The organism is Rhizobium sp. 16-488-2b, from assembly GCF_017741815.1.
GTDB lineage: Bacteria > Pseudomonadota > Alphaproteobacteria > Rhizobiales > Rhizobiaceae > Rhizobium.
This window is the reverse complement of sequence record NZ_JAGHMF010000003.1, coordinates 180,813-197,915: the sequence shown is the minus strand read 5'-3', so window position 1 is coordinate 197,915 and position 17,103 is coordinate 180,813. Positions and strand designations below refer to the sequence as shown.

17 protein-coding genes, 1 tRNA gene and 1 pseudogene are annotated in these 17,103 nt (G+C 61.1%); 10 read left to right on the top strand and 9 right to left on the bottom strand.

Annotation, left to right across the window (positions count from 1 at the left end; genetic code table 11):
* Positions 1–45: 45 nt before the first annotated feature.
* Positions 46–231 (top strand): hypothetical protein, encoded by a 186-nt coding sequence (locus J5286_RS02560; protein ID WP_209188997.1) that lies wholly within the window; start codon positions 46–48, stop codon positions 229–231.
* Here the strand turns inward: J5286_RS02560 and J5286_RS02555 are convergent.
* The 4 genes from J5286_RS02555 to J5286_RS02540 form a co-directional block, all read right to left on the bottom strand.
* A complete protein-coding gene (locus J5286_RS02555) occupies positions 228–1,550 on the bottom strand; it encodes a site-specific integrase (RefSeq protein WP_245205317.1) in 1,323 nt (440 codons plus the stop codon). The two genes, J5286_RS02560 and J5286_RS02555, sit on opposite strands and share 4 nt — an antisense overlap.
* Before the next feature lie 121 nt (positions 1,551–1,671).
* Positions 1,672–1,748 (bottom strand) — tRNA-Arg (locus J5286_RS02550).
* A gap of 122 nt (positions 1,749–1,870) precedes the next feature.
* Entirely contained in the window at positions 1,871–3,373 is a 1,503-nt protein-coding gene (locus tag J5286_RS02545; RefSeq protein WP_209188995.1) for a sensor histidine kinase, read from the bottom strand.
* A 155-nt stretch (positions 3,374–3,528) separates the two neighbouring features.
* Entirely contained in the window at positions 3,529–5,526 is a 1,998-nt protein-coding gene (locus tag J5286_RS02540; protein WP_209188993.1) for a methyl-accepting chemotaxis protein, read from the bottom strand.
* A 449-nt stretch (positions 5,527–5,975) separates the two neighbouring features.
* Between J5286_RS02540 and rpmH the strand changes: the two genes are divergently transcribed.
* The 4 genes from rpmH to yihA all read left to right on the top strand — a co-directional run bounded on the left by rpmH (position 5,976) and on the right by yihA (position 9,117).
* A complete protein-coding gene (gene rpmH / locus J5286_RS02535) occupies positions 5,976–6,110 on the top strand; it encodes a 50S ribosomal protein L34 (RefSeq protein WP_065689331.1) in 135 nt (44 codons plus the stop codon).
* Positions 6,111–6,130: 20 nt separating this feature from the next.
* Positions 6,131–6,532, top strand: a complete 402-nt coding sequence (gene rnpA, locus J5286_RS02530; protein ID WP_081619887.1) for a ribonuclease P protein component — start codon at positions 6,131–6,133, stop codon at positions 6,530–6,532.
* Positions 6,532–8,319, top strand: a complete 1,788-nt coding sequence (gene yidC / locus J5286_RS02525) for a membrane protein insertase YidC (RefSeq protein WP_209188991.1) — start codon at positions 6,532–6,534, stop codon at positions 8,317–8,319. The genes rnpA and yidC overlap by 1 nt, the downstream gene beginning before the upstream one ends.
* A gap of 141 nt (positions 8,320–8,460) precedes the next feature.
* Complete coding sequence (yihA, locus tag J5286_RS02520) at positions 8,461–9,117, top strand: ribosome biogenesis GTP-binding protein YihA/YsxC (RefSeq protein WP_047507129.1); 657 nt, start codon at positions 8,461–8,463, stop codon at positions 9,115–9,117.
* 58 nt (positions 9,118–9,175) lie between these two features.
* On the opposite strand, the gene J5286_RS02515 is transcribed toward yihA, so the two are convergent.
* The 3 genes from J5286_RS02515 to J5286_RS02505 form a co-directional block, all read right to left on the bottom strand.
* A complete protein-coding gene (locus J5286_RS02515; protein WP_209188989.1) occupies positions 9,176–9,733 on the bottom strand; it encodes a fasciclin domain-containing protein in 558 nt (185 codons plus the stop codon).
* Positions 9,734–9,839: 106 nt separating this feature from the next.
* Entirely contained in the window at positions 9,840–10,568 is a 729-nt protein-coding gene (locus J5286_RS02510; RefSeq protein ID WP_209188987.1) for an anti-sigma factor, read from the bottom strand.
* On the bottom strand, positions 10,565–11,104 hold the full coding sequence (locus J5286_RS02505) for a sigma-70 family RNA polymerase sigma factor (RefSeq protein ID WP_018898242.1): 540 nt from the start codon (positions 11,102–11,104) through the stop codon (positions 10,565–10,567). Before J5286_RS02505 ends, J5286_RS02510 begins: the two co-directional genes overlap by 4 nt.
* Positions 11,105–11,267: 163 nt before the next feature.
* Between J5286_RS02505 and argB the strand changes: the two genes are divergently transcribed.
* Entirely contained in the window at positions 11,268–12,155 is an 888-nt protein-coding gene (gene argB / locus J5286_RS02500; RefSeq protein ID WP_209188986.1) for an acetylglutamate kinase, read from the top strand.
* A gap of 193 nt (positions 12,156–12,348) precedes the next feature.
* Here the strand turns inward: argB and J5286_RS02495 are convergent, their stop codons facing one another.
* The gene (locus tag J5286_RS02495; protein ID WP_209188984.1) at positions 12,349–13,119 is read right to left on the bottom strand and encodes an isocitrate lyase/PEP mutase family protein; all 771 of its coding nucleotides are present in this window, start codon (positions 13,117–13,119) and stop codon (positions 12,349–12,351) included.
* Positions 13,120–13,239: 120 nt separating this feature from the next.
* Here J5286_RS02495 and J5286_RS02490 point away from each other — a divergent pair, with 120 nt between their 5' ends.
* The 3 genes and pseudogenes from J5286_RS02490 (at position 13,240) to J5286_RS02480 (ending at position 15,110) form a co-directional block, all read left to right on the top strand.
* Positions 13,240–13,959, top strand: coding sequence for a pyrimidine 5'-nucleotidase (locus J5286_RS02490; protein WP_112941035.1), 720 nt, complete (start codon positions 13,240–13,242; stop codon positions 13,957–13,959).
* A gap of 110 nt (positions 13,960–14,069) precedes the next feature.
* On the top strand, positions 14,070–14,711 hold the full coding sequence (locus J5286_RS02485) for an EF-hand domain-containing protein (protein WP_209188982.1): 642 nt from the start codon (positions 14,070–14,072) through the stop codon (positions 14,709–14,711).
* A gap of 107 nt (positions 14,712–14,818) precedes the next feature.
* Positions 14,819–15,110, top strand: a pseudogene (locus J5286_RS02480) (hypothetical protein).
* Between the two features lie 7 nt (positions 15,111–15,117).
* Here the strand turns inward: J5286_RS02480 and J5286_RS02475 are convergent.
* Complete coding sequence (locus J5286_RS02475) at positions 15,118–15,984, bottom strand: LOG family protein (RefSeq protein ID WP_111561603.1); 867 nt, start codon at positions 15,982–15,984, stop codon at positions 15,118–15,120.
* 189 nt (positions 15,985–16,173) lie between these two features.
* Here J5286_RS02475 and dapD point away from each other — a divergent pair, with 189 nt between their 5' ends.
* Positions 16,174–17,034 carry a 2,3,4,5-tetrahydropyridine-2,6-dicarboxylate N-succinyltransferase gene (gene dapD, locus J5286_RS02470; protein WP_112940996.1) on the top strand — a complete coding sequence of 287 codons (861 nt, stop codon included), beginning with the start codon at positions 16,174–16,176 and terminating at the stop codon, positions 17,032–17,034.
* Positions 17,035–17,103: the final 69 nt, after the last annotated feature.

The following is a 17,103-nucleotide window of genomic DNA, read 5'->3' as shown; positions in this document are numbered from 1 at the left end:
GACTTTCGGCGGCAGTCGGAAGTCCTCACCTTTTCGGAGAATGTCATGCGTATCCAGTCCGAAATCGAACGTGTCCGCGCCGCGATGGCAACAGTAGCAAAACTGGCAGCGGAAAACTCGGAATACGAACCGATCTATGAAGCGTTCGAACGCGACCTCGCGGAATTGAAATCCGGTGCAAGCGTCAAGTCGAAGATCAAGCGCCGCCTCGAAATCGAAGCCCTGATCTAAATCGCTATCCCTTTCAGCTTTTCATGAAAATGTTCTAGCGTCGGCCCCTTCCCGTATTTCTCCCGGTCGAGCTTATGGCCGAATAGCTGCCTCCTCATCCTGTCGTCAAATTCAGCCCGGATCATCCGATCCTCGAAGGCGTGACGAAGAGAATAGATAACGTGCCTGTCCGACTCCATTAGGCCGTTATCGCGCATGAAGGCGTTAAGCGTGGCGCTGATCTTGTCTTTGAACCGATATGTCGGAAACCCCTTCGGGCATTGTTTGAAGGCGTCCAGGGACACGCCTACCAGCGGAATGACGCGCTTCGATTGCGGGTTCTTCAACTGCCGCCCGACAGGCTCGATAGAGATATAGGGGACAGGGCCGCTAAGGTGGATATGTTCGGGCATCAAACCCGCGATCTCGGAGGGCCTAGCGCCTGTATTGATCAGCGCGAGGAGGATGCACCTTGCTTCCTTGTTCAAGCCGTCCAAGGCGTTCGGTGCGAGGATTTTCTCACGTATCCATTTGTCGGAGAACGGCTCGCGGTCGCGGCGCTCGTCCTTATCATCTTTGAAGTTGAGCTTGTCCGTGATCTTGCGAAGATGATCCTCTAACCCCAGGCCGAGTCGCTCGTTTGCCGTGCGCAGGATATGCCCGACATGGATGAAATCCTTATTGGCCGAGTTCGCAACTAAGTTTTCTTCTCTGAGGCGATCTCGCCACCAGTCGCGAAACTTGAGCATGTCAGCGCGGGTAATGGCCGAGATTTCCTTGTTTCCAATCTGAGAAACTAAGTTTTTGACGGCCTTCATTTTCGGGTTTCGCCAGCGGCGGATTTGGTCGTCGCTCTTGCCGAGTTCCTTGTCGGCCTCATGAAGCCAGAAGACTTCGAGCGCCTTTTCGATTGTCACTTCCGGTTCGGCGACGACGCCTAGAAGGGCTTGAGCTTCGATCCGGTTCGGCCCGTTGTTTTGAAGCGGTATCTTTTCGACGCGCCGCAAACGCTCCTCACGCGATAGCTCGGCGACCTTTGAGACAGGCAGATATGAGAAGCCGCGTTTCGCCGCGAGGCGCTTCGCCGCTGCAAATCGTTGCTCGGCGTCGTCCGTGTCGCCGTCTAACCGCGCATCCCATGCCGCAAGCATTTCCTGCCAGACCAAAGCGCCCTGCAAATCAGCCTTCTCTTTCGAGTCGGTGTGAAGGCTCACCCAAACCACCTTGCGCGGTTCGATGCTGGCATATCGGCGCGGCACGTCTTTTTTCAGATGCCACTTTTTGTTTCGGAGAACGATGGTCATGGCGAGACGATAGACTCGCTTCGGCTCATCAAGCAAGCCAGCCTCAGAAGCAGAATCCGTAGCAAAAACGGTAGCAAAACTTAGTTTTTTGCTTCTGTTAGGCGATTATTTTTCGATGATTATGCTGCTTTATCAATCACTTACAGCGAAAGTGAAATGGCGCACCCGAAGAGATTCGAACTCCTGACCCCCAGATTCGTAGTCTGGTGCTCTATCCAGCTGAGCTACGGGTGCGTCTGCAGCGGTGTGTCCCGCTGGCGTGAGCGGTTCTCTAAAGGGTCATCTGGATGAATGCAATAGGGTTTGTAAAAAAAGTGACGTCTTTCTTCGCGAGCTGCCGGGAACGCGGGATTGCATCACTTTTCCAAGAGGCTGCGGCCGCGGTAATCGTCCAGCGAGACAGGGCGATCGGGGATTTCGATGCGGAACTGCGTGCCGATCGATGGCTTTTCCACAAGCGCGATGGTGCCGCCGTGGGCGAGCACCAGTTCGCGGGCGATAGCGAGACCAAGCCCCGTGCCGCCGGAGCGGGCGGAGCCACGGAAGGCGGTGAAGAGGTTCTGGCGAGCCTTCTGCGGCATGCCGGGGCCGGTGTCGTCGACGGTGATGCTGACGACGCTGCCGATGCGGTGGGCAGCGACGGTGATGCGTCGCGGGCCCGCGCCTGCGTTGTTTGACGTCAGTGCCTGCAAAGCGTTGCGGCAGAGATTGTGGATGACGCGGAACAGCTGTTCGTTGTCGGCATCCACTTCGAGGTCGGCGTTGATCTGCTCGACGAACTCCACGTCGCTCTGCGGATCAATCGCCAGCATGTCCCTGACATCCTCGACCAGCGTCGTCACCCTTACCAGGCGGCGGCGGGGGGCCGATTCGCTGGCCTGACCGTAGGAGAGAACCTCGGTCGTGTAGCCGACGGCGCGGTCGATGGTGCGCAGCAGCTTCGGTGCGAAGCGCTTCACCATGGGATCGTCGACATCAACCAGGCGGTCGGACATCAGCTGCGCGGAGGCGAGGATGTTGCGCATGTCGTGATTGATCTTGGAGACGGCCAAGCCGAGGGCCGCGAGGTTGCTCTGTTGCTTCAGTGTCTTCTGGAGCTGCAGCTGCATGGCGGTCAGGTGGCGGCCGGCAATGCCCAGTTCGTCGCGCCCGCCATCGCCGACGAAGACATGCTGCGGATTTTCGGGATCGGCGGAAAACTGCTGCATGCTGCCTGTCAGCCGGCGGATGGGCCGGATGAGAATGCGGTTGATCGCGAAGAAGACGAGGGTGGCGGTAAAGAGCGAGATCAGGATCGACAGCAGGAAGACGTTGCGGGAATAGAGCAGCATCGCATTGCGCAGATGCTTGTCCTTCATCAGCACCTCGACACCGATATTGGTGTCCTGCACCGGCCCATAGACGCGGATCATCCGGTCGCCGCCGAAAATCAACGTGTCGAGCGCATCACGCATGGCGGTGACGGCGGGCACGCTGGTGAGATCATATTGCTCATCGACAGACGCCGGCATGTCCCAGGTGGCGAGCAGGCGCGAGGTGCCGTCCTTGCGCAGCACGATCGCCTTGGTGCCCGTCGCTTCCAGGGTCTGCCGCTGCAGGTCGCGCGGCAGCTCCACCGGCTGCAGGCCATCGATGGCGATGGCGGCGGCAGCGGCGGCATTCAGCCGCTCATCCAGCCAGCGAAGGCGCATGGAGGCCACCGAGGGAAAGAAGATCAGCACTTCGGCGAGCATGATGCAGATAACGGTCAGCCACAGGAGCTTGCCGGAGATACCGCCAAACATGCCTGCCGGCCGGGCAGCGTCGGTCGCCGTCGTGAGTGCTTCGGGAACAGTTTGGCCTTGATCAGGGGCGGGCATCGCTTCTCGTCCAACCGGCGCCACGCGCCACGGATTCAACCTCTATATTAGACGAAACTGCGTCGCTTTCAAATCTTTGCGAGCGGTGCGACATATTGCCGAAACGCGAACGCCGCCCGAAGGCGGCGCTCTTGTTCAGTTTGCAGGGCAAGAGATCAGAACTCTTCCCAGCTCTGATCGACCGCGGCGTTGCCGTTGAAGGCGCGGGCAACGCTGCCGATCGCGCGGCGGGCGGGCGAGGCAACCGGGCGGTGCTCCTCGTAGCGGGCGACGGCCACGGGCGCCGCATGCTGCGCGTTCGACACCTTGAAGCGTGAGATCAGGCGCACGAGGCTGTCTGCTTCCGATGATAGCTTGTGGGTGGCCGCCGAGGTTTCCTCGACCATGGCGGCGTTCTGCTGCGTCACCTGGTCCATCTGGTTGACGGCGGTGTTGACCTCCTTCAGACCGGTCGACTGCTCCTTGGCGGCCGTGGCGATCGAGTGGATGTGGTCGTTGATGGCGTTGACGCGGCGCTCGATCTGCGAGAGCGCTTCGCCGGTCTCCTGCACCAGCTTGACGCCGATCTGGACTTCGCCGCCGGACTTGGTGATCAGGCCCTTGATGTCCTTGGCGGCCGTTGCCGAGCGCTGCGCGAGTTCGCGAACTTCCTGGGCGACGACGGCAAAGCCCTTGCCCGCTTCGCCGGCACGCGCAGCCTCGACACCGGCGTTAAGCGCCAGCAGGTTGGTCTGGAAGGCGATCTCGTCGATGACGTTGATGATCTGGCTGATTTCGCGCGAGGCCTGCTCGATGCGGCCCATGGCATCGACGGCGTTGCGAACGACGACGCCCGACTTGCCGGCATCGTCCTTGGCCTCGGAGACCATGACGCTGGCTTCCTGGGCGCGATCGGTCGAATTGTTGACGACGGCGGTGATCTCGTCCAGCGCGGCCGAGGTTTCCTCAAGCGCTGCCGCCTGCTGTTCGGTGCGCTTGGAGAGGTCGTCGCTCGCTGCGCGCAGCTCGTTGGTGTTGCCGTGGAAGCCCTCGGCGGTCTCGCGCACTTCGCGCATGGTCGATTGCAGCGTGGCGAAGGTGCTGTTGACGTTCTTCTGCAGCTCGGCGAAGGCGCCCTGGAAATTGCCGCGCATGGTCTGCGTCAGATCGCCCTCAGACAGGCTCGCGATAACACGGCGGGTTTCGCCGACGCCGCCATCGACGCCCGAGAGCAGCTGATTGATGTTGCTGGCGAACTGGTTGAGGTTGTCGTCCTGGTAATCCTTGTCGATCCGGCGTGAGAAATCGCCGGCAGCGGCTGCGGCCACGACGACGGACATGCTGGACTGCAGGTCGTCACTCTTGGCGCGCATGGCGGCTTCCTGCGCGTTCATGCGGCGAACGGCCAGACCATTCGCCTTGAACACCGCGACGGCCGCGGCCATTTCGCCGATCTCGTCGTTGCGGCCGGGGAAAGGCACATCGATGTCGAAGTTGCCGTCGGCGACGTTCTTGATCGCCTCGGTGACCTTCTTGATCGGGCGCGAGAGATGGATGGTGCCGACATAAAGGCCCATGCCGATGCCGGCGGCGATGCCGAAGCCGGTGATGCCGAGAACCAGCCAGAGAACCGAGGTGCGGAAGCTTTCGACTTCCTTATTGACGGCGTCGAGCGTGGCCTTGTCTGTGGCAACGATCGCGTCGATCTCGGCCTGGAAGGCCTTGCGGTTGGCGCGGTTGGCGTCGTTGTTGCCCTGCTCGTTGGCCGCCTGCGGGCTGACCTCGGTGCCGAGGCGCGCGGTTTCGGCGCGGAAGGTGCGGAATTCGGCCGAGCGGGCCTTGAGCTTGTTGAACGCATCCATCTGATTATCGGGAACCAGCGGCGTCCAGGATGTGATGGTGGCGTCGATCTGGTCGAGTGCTGCGAGCAGCCCCTTGGCGAAGCTTGCGGCGTCCTTTGTCGAGGCAGCGCCATAGATGCCGCGCGCTTCCATCACGGTTGCGGTCACATAGCGGTTCAGGCGCTCGCCGGAATAGGCGCGGCTGGCGGCATCCTCATAGGCGGAGAGATTGTTATTGTAGCGCTGCACGGCCCAAAGTGCGGTCGCGCCGATAACCAGCGCGACACAGGACATGGCGCATACGAGTATGTTGATCTTGCCTCGGATTTTCAAAGGATCCCCCCAATAAGACTAGAGGCCGAAAACTGAATGCCCGGCCGTTAGATCAAATTGCGCTAAAACAATTAATGTTGAATTTCCGATACTTTCGCCGGCTACTATAAAAAATCACCCATGAACGATGGTTGCCGGCACTATTTTTTGCGCGAAAAACGCACAGAGGCTCGATAGGCGCACGTTTGGGCTGCGGAAACGGAATAAAATGATAGCGAGCGCGATGTGGACCCGATGGCGCAATCATTAACAGTATCTGCTAATTTTCACACTCAAGAGGCGAGCAGAGCGGATTCTCCCTGCGATAATTGACTTTCGCGACCTTCGTCCGTATAAGCCGCCGCACGTCCGGTCATATAAGGCTTTTTGAGCCTCCCGCCGTTCGAAAAACAACGCTCCTTGCATTATGCAAATTCAAGAAGGGCCGCACTCCGCGGTGATTAAAATAAATGAAGCGTACTTACCAACCTTCCAAGCTTGTTCGCAAGCGTCGTCACGGTTTCCGTGCACGTATGGCTACCAAGGGCGGCCGTAAGGTCATCGTTGCTCGTCGCGGCCGCGGCCGCAAGCGTCTTTCGGCCTAAGGCCGGAAGTGCCCGATCAGATGACGGGCGATCCGACGACCAAAGATCCCAAAATAACTGCCGGGCGGCTGAAAAGCCGCCCGCAGTTTCTTGCTGTTCGCAATGGCGAAAAACGCAGGGGTGGATTCTTCCTTCTCGAGGTGCTCGACAGGAAGGAACCCGATACCGAAGCCCGCGTCGGCTTCACCGTCACCAAGAAGCATGGCAACGCGGTTGAAAGAAACCGCATGCGTCGGCGCCTGAAAGAGGCGGTACGGCTGCATGCAGGGTTTGCAATGAAGCCCGGACACGACTATGTGGTTGTCGCGCGAAGGGACGTGCTCCAAGCATCCTTCCATCAATTAGCCGCTGAGCTTACGGCTCGCGTCGAGACGAAGCCGAAACACAAGCGGTCCGGAGACGGCCGCCCCAGGAACGTATGATGCAAAACAACCGCAACTACTTCATTGCGATCGCTCTCTCCGTGCTGATCGTTCTCGGGTGGCAATTCCTTTACATGAATCCGCGCATCGAAGCGCAGCGCAAGGCCGAGCTTGCCCAGAAGGCACAGCAGACGACCCAGCAGACGCAGACACCGGCAGCCGGTGGCGCGCAGACAAACGGTGCTGCTCCGACCGGCCAGGCGCCCGCGACCACGTCGCTGGCCGACGCTCTTGCCAAGAACCCGCGCGTCATCATCGACACGGCAGCGCTTTCCGGCTCGATCAACCTTGCCGGCGGCCGCCTCGACGACCTGAAGCTCAAGGGCTACCACGAGACCGTGGATGACTCGAGCCCGATCATCACGCTGTTCAGCCCGTCGGAAACCAAGGACGGCTACTTCGCCGAACTCGGCTATATCGGCGACGCCGCGACCGGCAACGTCCCGGGCCCCTCGACGCTCTGGACGGCTCCGGAAGGCGCGAAGCTGACCGAAAAGACGCCGGTCACGCTGACCTACACCAATGACAAGGGCATCACATTCGCCCGCACGATCTCGGTCGACGAACGCTACATGTTCACCATCACCGACAAGATCACCAATGCCGGCCAGGCGCCCGCCGCACTCTCCTCCTACGGCCGCGTGACGCGCTACAACAAGCCCGCCGTCGCCTCGACCTACGTGCTGCACGAAGGCTTCATCGGCGTGATCGGCGAAGATGGCCTGATCGAGAGCAAGTATGCTTCCGTCGAGAAGGAAGCCGTGACGCCGGCAACGGCGACCGGCGGCTGGCTCGGGATCACCGACAAGTATTGGGCCGCGACGATCATTCCGCCGCAGGCGACGCCTTACGACGCCCGCTTCAGCCACTTCACGGATGGCCAGCCGCGCTTCCAGGCCGACTACAAGCAGAACGCCGTCACCGTGGCACCTGGCCAGTCGCTCGAACTGAAGAACCTCGTGTTTGCCGGCGCCAAGGAAGTTCCCGTCATCGACGGCTACGAGGCTACCTACCAGATCCCGCGCTTCGACCGCCTGATCGACTGGGGCTGGTTCTACTTCCTGACGAAGCCGATGTTCAAACTGATGGACTTCTTCTTCCGTTACTTCGGCAACTTCGGCGTCGCCATCCTGATGACCACGATCGTCGTCAAGGCGCTGTTCTTCCCGCTCGCCAGCAAGCAGTACGCTTCGATGGCGAACATGAAGCGCGTGCAGCCGAAGATGGAAGAGCTGAAGGCGAAGTTCGGCGACGACCGCATGGGCCTCCAGCAGGCGACCATGGCGCTCTACAAGGAAGAGAAGATCAACCCGATCGCCGGTTGCTGGCCGATCGCGCTGCAGATCCCGATCTTCTTCTCGCTCTACAAGGTGATCTACATCACCATCGAGATGCGCCACGCGCCGTTCTTCGGCTGGATCCAGGACCTTTCGGCGCCCGATCCGACCTCGTTCATCAACCTGTTCGGCCTGCTGCCGTTCGCCGCTCCGACCTTCCTGCATCTCGGCGTCTGGCCGCTGATCATGGGCGTCACGATGTTCCTGCAGATGCGCATGAACCCGACCCCGCCGGATCCGACGCAGGCGATGATCTTCAACTGGATGCCGCTGGTCTTCACCTTCATGCTGGCAAGCTTCCCGGCCGGTCTGGTCATCTACTGGGCCTGGAACAACACGCTATCAGTCATCCAGCAGGGCGTCATCATGCGCCGCCACGGCGTGAAGATCGAGCTCTTCGACAATCTCAAGGGGCTGTTCAAGCGAAAGCCGGCGCCGACAGAGAAATAGCAAAAAGCCCCGGTTCGCCGGGGCTTTTTCTTTTGTGGCACCGGGATGCTTCTCGCGACATTCAGGGCTGCCGGTTGACAAAATCGCCCGAAACCTGAATGCCATAGGTTCACTGGAATTGGACGCGCTGGAAAAGGCCGAATGACCGACAATAAAGACAAGCCGCTCTTCGGCCGCCCCTGGATCTTCATCCGTGGCGTGCCCTCCCTGAAGTTCCTGCCGCCGGAAGGCCCGGCCGAGGTGGCCTTCGCCGGCCGCTCGAATGTCGGAAAGTCATCGCTGATCAATGCGCTCGTCGGCCAGCATGGCCTGGCGCGCACCTCGAACACGCCGGGTCGTACGCAGGAGCTGAACTATTTCGTGCCCGATGGCTATTCCGGCGAGGCCGGCGATCTGCCGCCGATGGCGCTGGTCGACATGCCGGGCTATGGCTACGCCAAGGCTCCGAAGGAACATGTCGATGCCTGGACCAAGCTGGTATTCGACTATCTGCGCGGCCGCGCGACGCTGAAGCGCGTCTATGTGCTGATCGACAGCCGCCACGGCATCAAGAAGAATGACGACGAGGTTCTCGACCTGCTCGACAAGGCCGCCGTCTCCTATCAGGTGGTGCTGACCAAGACCGACAAGATCAAGCCGCCGGCGGTGGTGAAGCTGCTCGCCGAGACGGCCGAGAAGATCAAGAAGCGCCCCGCCGCCTATCCCGGGATCATCGCTACCTCGTCCGAAAAGAGCGAGGGACTGGACGATCTGCGCGAGGCGATCGCGCTCACCGTGGGCGCCGATCACTGGAAGTGAGGTGGAGGCGCCCCAGTGGTGTTGACAGGGCGCCCCCGTTTGCTGCCTGAACTCAAGATTACATCTTCGGCAGCAAGACCTTGTCGATGACGTGAATGACGCCGTTCGACTGCTTGACGTCGGCGATCGTGACATGGGCAACGCCGCCGCTTTCGTCGGTCAGCGTGATCTTGCCCATGTCTTCCTTGGCCTTAAGCACGCAGCCGCCGACCGTCTTGATGTCATGTTCGCCGCCATCGTCCTTGATCATCTTGGCGACGGTCTTGGCCATGGCATCGGCAGCCACGACGTGGCAGGTGAGGATCTTGGTGAGCTTGGCCTTGTTCTCAGGCTTCAGCAGCGTGTCGACGGTGCCGGCGGGGAGTGCCGCGAAAGCTTCGTTGGTCGGCGCGAAGACCGTGAACGGACCCTTGCCCTCGAGCGTCGAGACCAGGCCGGCTGCCTTGACGGCGGCGACCAGCGTCGTGTGATCCTTCGAGTTGACGGCATTCTGGACGATGTTCTTGGTCGGATACATGGCGGCGCCACCGACCATCGGGTTCTTGGCCTGCGCGGCAAAGGCGATTGCGGATACGGCAACTGCAAGGGCTGCCGTGCGCAGTGCGGACTTGATCATGACTGGTTCTCCTCATCCGTCCGCTCGCGGGTCGCCGGCTGAATGCATCAGCGTCGCTGGGACATGAGGATCTACGGAAGGTTGTCAGAAAAAGTTTCAGCCGATCTTACGGCCGGTGCGCGGCGCCGCTTGCAACGACGGGGCCGGTTGGGGCGCCCGTCGGCGAGCCACCGAAGGGCTCGAGGCTGACCGCGAAGCTCGTGCCCTCGCCGATGGCGGAGCGCATGTCCACGGGGATCACCAGTTCGCCGTCGCCGCCCTCTCCCGCTGCGAAGATGCCGAGCGACTTCGGCGTGCCGCCTTCGGGCAACAGCCACAGCTCGAGCGACTTCTCCTCCGGCTTGCCCGCGGCCACCGGAATGATCCGCATGCGGCCGGTCTGCGCCTCATAGGAAGCCAGCAGATTGACCTGGCTCGCGGGTCCCGACAATTGCGCGACCAGCGGCGGGACGGTCGGCTTCAGTGGCGATACGGTCGCGACCGTCAGCGACAAAGCGGCCGAGGTGATGACGAGGGAAACGGCGGCGAGACAGCGCCAGAAGAAAAGGGAATTCCAGACGCCCCTGCCCGGCACGGCTGCCTGCTGCGGGACGCCGAACAGGCGGGCTTCGACCTGCTTGAAGGTTTCCTGGCCGGGGGTGACGGCGTCATAATCGTCATTGAAGGTGGAGAGGTTCGCTTCCCAGCGGCTGACGATCGCGGCGAACTGCCGGTCGACGCGCATGCGGTCTTCGACGACACGCCGATCCTGGAAAGAGAGAACACCGAGAACATACTCACCGGCGAGTACCTCATCGCGGGAGCGACCTCCCTTGCTTTGATCGGACGACGTCATCGTTCCAGGCACTCTCTCAGCTTCAATAGGCTGCGCCGCAGCCATGTGCGCATCGTGTTCAGGGGCACGCCGAACTCACCGGCCAGTTCCTGATAGCTCAGCCCTTCGACATAAGCCCGTCTGACCGCCACCGCACGATCAGCTTCCAACTGTTCCATGCAGGTGTCAATCCGCCTTCCTTCATCGCGGATCACAGTTGTCGCTTCAGGATCAAGTTGGCTGTCTGCGAGATCATAGGCGCTGTCCAATTCGTCGGCTACCGGCTTGCGGCTTCTGAGCGTATCGATCGCCTGGTTGCGCGCGATCGCCGCAAGCCAGGACGAGGGCGTTCCCGAGGAGATCGCGAAGGCGGAAGCGCGTTGCCAGACCTTGATATAGACCTCTTGCAATGCTTCCTCCCCCTCCGTCTTGTCCTTCAAGATACGCAGGCAGATCGCAAAAAGTTTCGGGCTTGTTTCACGGTACAGAGCCACGAAAGCCTTTCGGTCGCGCATTGCAACCCGGCCGATCAGTTCGGCGATTTCCTCGCTCGTCATGCCGTGTCTCTTCCCCAATGTCCTTCCCTAACTATGGGTGTTCGCTCACGCTTGGCAAGACGGCGGCGTGTGGGCAAATTGCGCGAACTATCGGGCCATTGATTATTCCATCTGTCAAAAACTTGGGATAAAAGGCCGCAACCATTTTTCTGCGGGGTATCCGATGACCGAGACCGAAAGCGAAATCCAGGCACGGCTGCTGGCGCAGGCACTGCCCTTCATGCAGCGTTACGAAAACAAGACGATCGTCGTGAAATACGGCGGCCATGCCATGGGCAATCCCGAGCTCGGCAAGGCCTTTGCCAGCGATATCGCGCTTCTGAAGCAGTCGGGCGTCAATCCGATCGTCGTGCACGGCGGCGGACCGCAGATCGGCGCCATGCTGACGAAGATGGGCATCGAATCGAAATTCGAAGGCGGCCTGCGCGTCACCGACGCCAAGACGGTCGAGATCGTCGAAATGGTTCTCGCCGGCTCGATCAACAAGGAAATCGTCGCGCTGATCAACCAGACGGGCGAATGGGCGATCGGTCTTTGCGGCAAGGATGGCAACATGGTCTTCGCCGAAAAGGCGCGGAAGACTATCAAGGACCCCGACAGCAACATCGAGCGCGTTCTCGACCTCGGCTTCGTCGGCGAAGTGGTTGAAGTCGACCGCACGCTGATCGACCTTCTGGCCCGCTCGGAAATGATCCCCGTCATCGCTCCGGTTGCTCCGGGCCGCGACGGCGCGACTTACAACATCAACGCCGACACATTCGCCGGCGCCATTGCCGGCGCGCTCAACGCGACGCGCCTGCTGTTCCTCACCGACGTTCCCGGTGTCCTCGACAAGCAGGGCAACCTGATCAAGGAACTGTCGGTCTCGCAGGCGCACGCGCTGATCGCCGACGGCACGATCTCCGGCGGCATGATCCCGAAGGTCGAGACCTGCATCGACGCGATCAAGGCTGGCGTGCAGGGTGTCGTCATCTTGAACGGCAAGACCGCGCATTCCGTGCTGCTCGAGATCTTCACCGAGCGCGGCGCGGGTACGCTGATCGTTCCTTAAGGGCGGTCGTTTTCCTTTTCGGACGGGTGAAGTCCCCTCCCCAACCCCTCCCCACAAGGGGGAGGGGCTAACGCGTTGCGCTCTTTGCGCCATCTCACACCATCAGCGTCTGTCGAGAGGCCTTGGCTTCATGGAGAGGGTGCGCCCAGCAAGCCCCTCCCCCTTGTGGGGAGGGGTTGGGGAGGGGTCTACCTCACAGCGCTCCGTAAACCGCCGCAGCCGCCTCTTTCAGCTTCTCCATCATCGCCCGATATGGCCCCGGCCCATAGCTGACACGGCTGACACCAAGCTTCGCCAACGTCTTCACATCAGGCGCGCCCGGCCGCATCATGATGTTGACCGGCAGCGGCGACGCGGCGCAGATCTTCTCGATCAAGCCTTCATCGATCAGCCACGGCACGAAGAAGCCATCGGCACCGGCGGCGGCATAGGCCTTGCCGCGCTCCAACGCCTCCTCAACCAAGCCGGCATGCTTCGAAAGATCACCCTCGCGCAAGAACAGGTCGGTGCGCGCATTGATGAAGAACGCAATACCGCGACGGTCCGCCATCTCGCGGATGGCGCGGATGCGGGCGGCCTGTTTCTCGACCGGGTGTAGCCCGTCACCATCAACCACCTGATCCTCGAAATTGATGCCGATCGCGCCGGCATCGATCAGCTTTTCGACATTGGCGGCAGCGCCCAAGGGATCGGTGGAATAGGCGCCCTCGAAATCGACGGAGAGCGGCAAGTCGTTGACCGCGGTGATCTGGCGGGTCGTGGCGACCAGCGCTTCCATCGGGATCTTCTCGCCGTCGCCATAGCCTTGTGCTGCCGCGACCGACCAGCTGCCCGTCGCCAAAGCCTTGGCACCGGCCTCGGTCACGGCCTTTGCCGTGCCGGCGTCCCATACATTGTAGAGAACGACAGGATTGCCCTTCTGGTGCAGCGCGCCGAACGTCTTTGCCTTCTCAGCCTGATTCATCTTCGCCTCCTCGTTTCTTGTGCCGGAAAACTAGTGCGATCACGTGAGGCGATCAATCGGCCGGCGTGAATGGTCGCATTCCGGATTTCAATCGAAGGCGACGCGTGGCATAAGGCAAAGATGAGCAAGATCGATCGCACGCCCACCCATTCCGACTTCTCGCATGTGACAGAGTGGGTCTTCGACCTCGACAACACTCTCTATCCGCATCACGTCAATCTGTTCGCGCAGATCGACAAGAACATGACGGCCTATGTCTCGACGCTGCTGCAGATGGAGCGGGATGAGGCGCGCAAGCTGCAGAAGCAGTATTATTACGATCACGGCACGACGCTGCAGGGACTGATGATCCACCACGGCGTCGATCCCAACGACTTCCTCGAGAAGGCGCATGCGATCGATTATTCCAGCCTGACCGCCCAGCCGGAACTGGGTGCCGCGATCAAGGCGCTGCCCGGGCGCAAGTTCATCTTCACCAACGGCAGCGTCAAGCATGCGGAAATGGCGGCCGGCGCGCTTGGGATTCTCGACCACTTCGACGATATCTTCGACATCGTGGCGGCCGAGTTCGTGCCGAAGCCGGCGCAGCAGACCTATGACAAGTTCACCCAGCTGAAGCGTGTCGAGACGCAGAAGGCTGCGATGTTCGAGGACCTGCCGCGCAACCTGATCGCGCCGAAGGCGCTTGGCATGCAGACTGTTCTCCTCGTGCCCAACAATCTCGAGGACACGGTTGTCGAGTGGTGGGAAAAGACCAGCGGCGAGGACGATCACATCGACTTCGTGACCGACGATCTCACTGATTTCCTTGGCAAGATTACGCCCAATATTACCGGCTAAATTACGAAAGTTTCATCCAGCTTACCGATGTTTAACTGGGTAATCGGACTTGTCCGCCCTACCTTTTCGTCTGTGATCCCCAATGAGATTGCACACTGAAAGGAACCCAAATGTCTCGGAACAAGCTGATACTGGCCGCACTTTCCTCCGTCTTGATTGTCGGTGCCGCAGCCGGCAGCAGTTTTGCCGCGCCCGGCGACAAGCACAAGCATCCGCCAAGGCCACACCACGCGATGATGGGCGGCGGAATGCGCGGGCCCGTGATGCGGGAAGTCGTCTTCGTGCGCATGCTGCAGCAGTTCGACACGAACAAGGACGGCCAGATCTCCAAGGACGAAGCCAAGAACGGCATGGAAACGATCTTCGCGGCGATCGACACCAACAATGACGGCTCGCTGACACCGGGCGAAATCCGCAAGTATCACGAAGCGCAGATGGCCAAGATGAAGGCGCCTGCCGAGGACATGGCGGCCGACGACGAAGCCCCGCCCGCACCGCCGCCGGCTGATGCCGACGCAGGCCAGCCCGCACCGCCGCAGGACGAAGCCGGACGTGGCCCAGGCCGACACGGCATGCGCGGCCCAGGCATGATCCGCGAACTCCTGATCATGCAGCGCATCGACACCGACGAGAACGGCCAGATTTCCAAGCAGGAAGCCGAAGCCGCCTTCGAGAAATTCTTCACGCGGATGGACACCAACAAGGACGGCGTCATCTCGATCGCCGACATGCCGCAGCGTCCGTTCCTGTAAAAACGGACCTGTAAGGCGAGAAACACCGAAAACCGAGCCCGCCGCGACCATCGCGGCGGGCTTTTTCGTGTAATTGAAATACCCAAGTTGTTGGGTTATTTTTTCACATGGTCACGAACAAGATCACCGACGCCGAACTCGCGCAGGCAAAGCAACGCTGGGAAGCGGAGCGCGCCGAGCGGCCGATACCCGCATCGGTTCGCTTCGATGCGGCTTCGGAGCGCAACCCTTGACGCCGACTACACGATATCAGGTCTGATGAACGGCGTGTTCGGCACCAGGAGTTTCATGGAAGCGCAACGCCGTGGCGGGCAATCCCGCTCGCCCGCGAAGGCCGCCGCCAGCCGGGCGAACGGCGCCAAGGGCGGCCGGCCGAAGAAGGCCGGCGACGCCCCGTGAGCTCACCCTATTCCGGGTGTTCGTAGAATTCCTGGATGATCTTCCAGGCGGCGTCGGCGGTGTCGACGAAGCTGATGAGGTCGACGTCATCGGGCGCGATCGTGCCGAATTCGGCGAGTGCTTCGAAATTGATGATGCTCTTCCAGAATTTTTCGCCGAACAGGATCAGCGGCATCTTTTCCATGCGGCCGGTCTGGATCAGCGTCAGGCACTCGAAGAACTCGTCCAGCGTGCCGAAGCCGCCGGGGAAGACGGCGATTGCCTTGGCGCGCACCATGAAATGCATCTTGCGGATGGCGAAGTAGTGGAAGTTGAAGCTGAGCTCCGGCGTCACGTAGACATTCGGCGCCTGCTCGTGCGGCAGCACGATGTTGAGGCCGATCGAGGGGGCGCCCTCGTCGGCCGCACCACGGTTGCCAGCCTCCATCACGCCCGGGCCGCCGCCGGTGACGACGACGTATTCGTGGAAATCGAAGCCGGCCGCGTATTTCGAGCAGAGGCGGGCGAATTTGCGCGCTTCGTCGTAATAGACGGATGCCGCTTCGAGATTGGCGCGCTGCGTATCGTTGCGGGCAGCCCAGGCGCTCTGGCCGGGTGCGGGAATGCGGGCGCCGCCGAACATCACGACTGTCGATTTGATGCCGCGTTCGGTGAGCAGCATTTCCGGCTTCATCAGCTCCAGCTGCAGGCGGATCGGCCTCAATTCTTCGCGGCACAGAAAGTCCTCGTCGGCATAGGCAAGGCGATAGGCCGGCGACAGGGTCTGCGGCGTTTTCGGCACGGCTTCGGCGCGCTGCTTGTCGGTCTCGCTTGATTTCAACGGATCCCAGACGCCATCCTTGCGCCTCAGTCTGCCGTTTTTCGCCTTTGCCATTCCAATGCCTTTCAGTCCTGCCGGCAGTGCAGCCGGTATGTCGTTTTGTAGCAGTGATCGGGAGCCAACCGGTCCCGAAAAATCATTCCATTTTAGCCCTGCATGCGATAGAGCAGATCGCATCCCGCCAATCACAATTCCCGGAGGCCTTCGCCTCCAACGATAAAGATCGAAGTTTAAGGAATTCTCATGAGCGCCACCGACCTCTCCGCCCTCGAAAAGACACTCGAAGCCGCCTTCGACAACCGCGACAGCGTCAACACCTCGACCAAGGGCGAAGTACGCGACGCGGTCGAAACCGCGCTTGAGCTTCTCGACGGTGGCAAGGTGCGCGTTGCGGAACGCGGCGCCGATGGCGCGTGGAAGGTAAACCAGTGGCTGAAGAAGGCCGTTCTCCTCTCCTTCCGCCTGAACGACATGGAAGTCGTCAAGGGCGGCTCGGGCAACTCGACCTGGTGGGACAAGGTGCCGTCCAAGTTCGAGAACTGGGGTGAGAACGAGTACCGCGCCGCCGGCTTCCGCGCCGTGCCGAACTGCGTCGTGCGCCGCTCGGCCCATATCGGCAAGAACGTCGTGCTGATGCCGTCCTTCGTCAACCTCGGCGCCTTTGTCGACGAGGGCACGATGGTCGATACCTGGGCCACCGTCGGTTCCTGCGCGCAGATCGGCAAGCATGTGCATCTCTCCGGCGGCGTCGGCATCGGCGGCGTGCTTGAGCCGATGCAGGCCGGCCCGACGATCATCGAAGACAATTGCTTCATCGGCGCCCGTTCGGAAGTCGTCGAAGGCTGCATCATCCGCGAAGGTTCGGTTCTCGGCATGGGCGTCTACATCGGCAAGTCGACCAAGATCGTCAACCGCGCCACCGGCGAAGTCTTCTACGGCGAAGTACCGCCCTACTCGGTCGTCGTCGCAGGCTCGATGCCGTCGGGCAACGCCACCATGCCGAACGGCCTTGCAGCACCGCACCTCTACTGCGCCGTAATCGTCAAGACCGTCGATGAGAAGACCCGCTCGAAGACCGGCATCAACGAACTGCTGCGCGACTAATTCGGACCAGATCCGGTGCCGCGCGTGACAGAACTCATGCGCGGCACCGGACATTTCCTGCCCGATATC

What these genes read in the sequence shown, in the direction of transcription:
- J5286_RS02545 (WP_209188995.1), bottom strand. Translation starts at nt 3,373, where the DNA reads ATGCCCGCCCCTGATCAAGGCCAAACTGTTCCCGAAGCACTCACGACG.
- J5286_RS02485 (WP_209188982.1), top strand. Translation starts at nt 14,070, where the DNA reads ATGTCTCGGAACAAGCTGATACTGGCCGCACTTTCCTCCGTCTTGATT.
- rnpA (WP_081619887.1), top strand. Translation starts at nt 6,131, where the DNA reads ATGACGGGCGATCCGACGACCAAAGATCCCAAAATAACTGCCGGGCGG.
- J5286_RS02495 (WP_209188984.1), bottom strand. Translation starts at nt 13,119, where the DNA reads ATGAATCAGGCTGAGAAGGCAAAGACGTTCGGCGCGCTGCACCAGAAG.
- J5286_RS02510 (WP_209188987.1), bottom strand. Translation starts at nt 10,568, where the DNA reads ATGACGTCGTCCGATCAAAGCAAGGGAGGTCGCTCCCGCGATGAGGTA.
- yihA (WP_047507129.1), top strand. Translation starts at nt 8,461, where the DNA reads ATGACCGACAATAAAGACAAGCCGCTCTTCGGCCGCCCCTGGATCTTC.
- rpmH (WP_065689331.1), top strand. Translation starts at nt 5,976, where the DNA reads ATGAAGCGTACTTACCAACCTTCCAAGCTTGTTCGCAAGCGTCGTCAC.
- J5286_RS02490 (WP_112941035.1), top strand. Translation starts at nt 13,240, where the DNA reads ATGAGCAAGATCGATCGCACGCCCACCCATTCCGACTTCTCGCATGTG.
- argB (WP_209188986.1), top strand. Translation starts at nt 11,268, where the DNA reads ATGACCGAGACCGAAAGCGAAATCCAGGCACGGCTGCTGGCGCAGGCA.
- dapD (WP_112940996.1), top strand. Translation starts at nt 16,174, where the DNA reads ATGAGCGCCACCGACCTCTCCGCCCTCGAAAAGACACTCGAAGCCGCC.
- yidC (WP_209188991.1), top strand. Translation starts at nt 6,532, where the DNA reads ATGCAAAACAACCGCAACTACTTCATTGCGATCGCTCTCTCCGTGCTG.
- J5286_RS02475 (WP_111561603.1), bottom strand. Translation starts at nt 15,984, where the DNA reads ATGGCAAAGGCGAAAAACGGCAGACTGAGGCGCAAGGATGGCGTCTGG.
- J5286_RS02505 (WP_018898242.1), bottom strand. Translation starts at nt 11,104, where the DNA reads ATGACGAGCGAGGAAATCGCCGAACTGATCGGCCGGGTTGCAATGCGC.
- J5286_RS02515 (WP_209188989.1), bottom strand. Translation starts at nt 9,733, where the DNA reads ATGATCAAGTCCGCACTGCGCACGGCAGCCCTTGCAGTTGCCGTATCC.
- J5286_RS02560 (WP_209188997.1), top strand. Translation starts at nt 46, where the DNA reads ATGCGTATCCAGTCCGAAATCGAACGTGTCCGCGCCGCGATGGCAACA.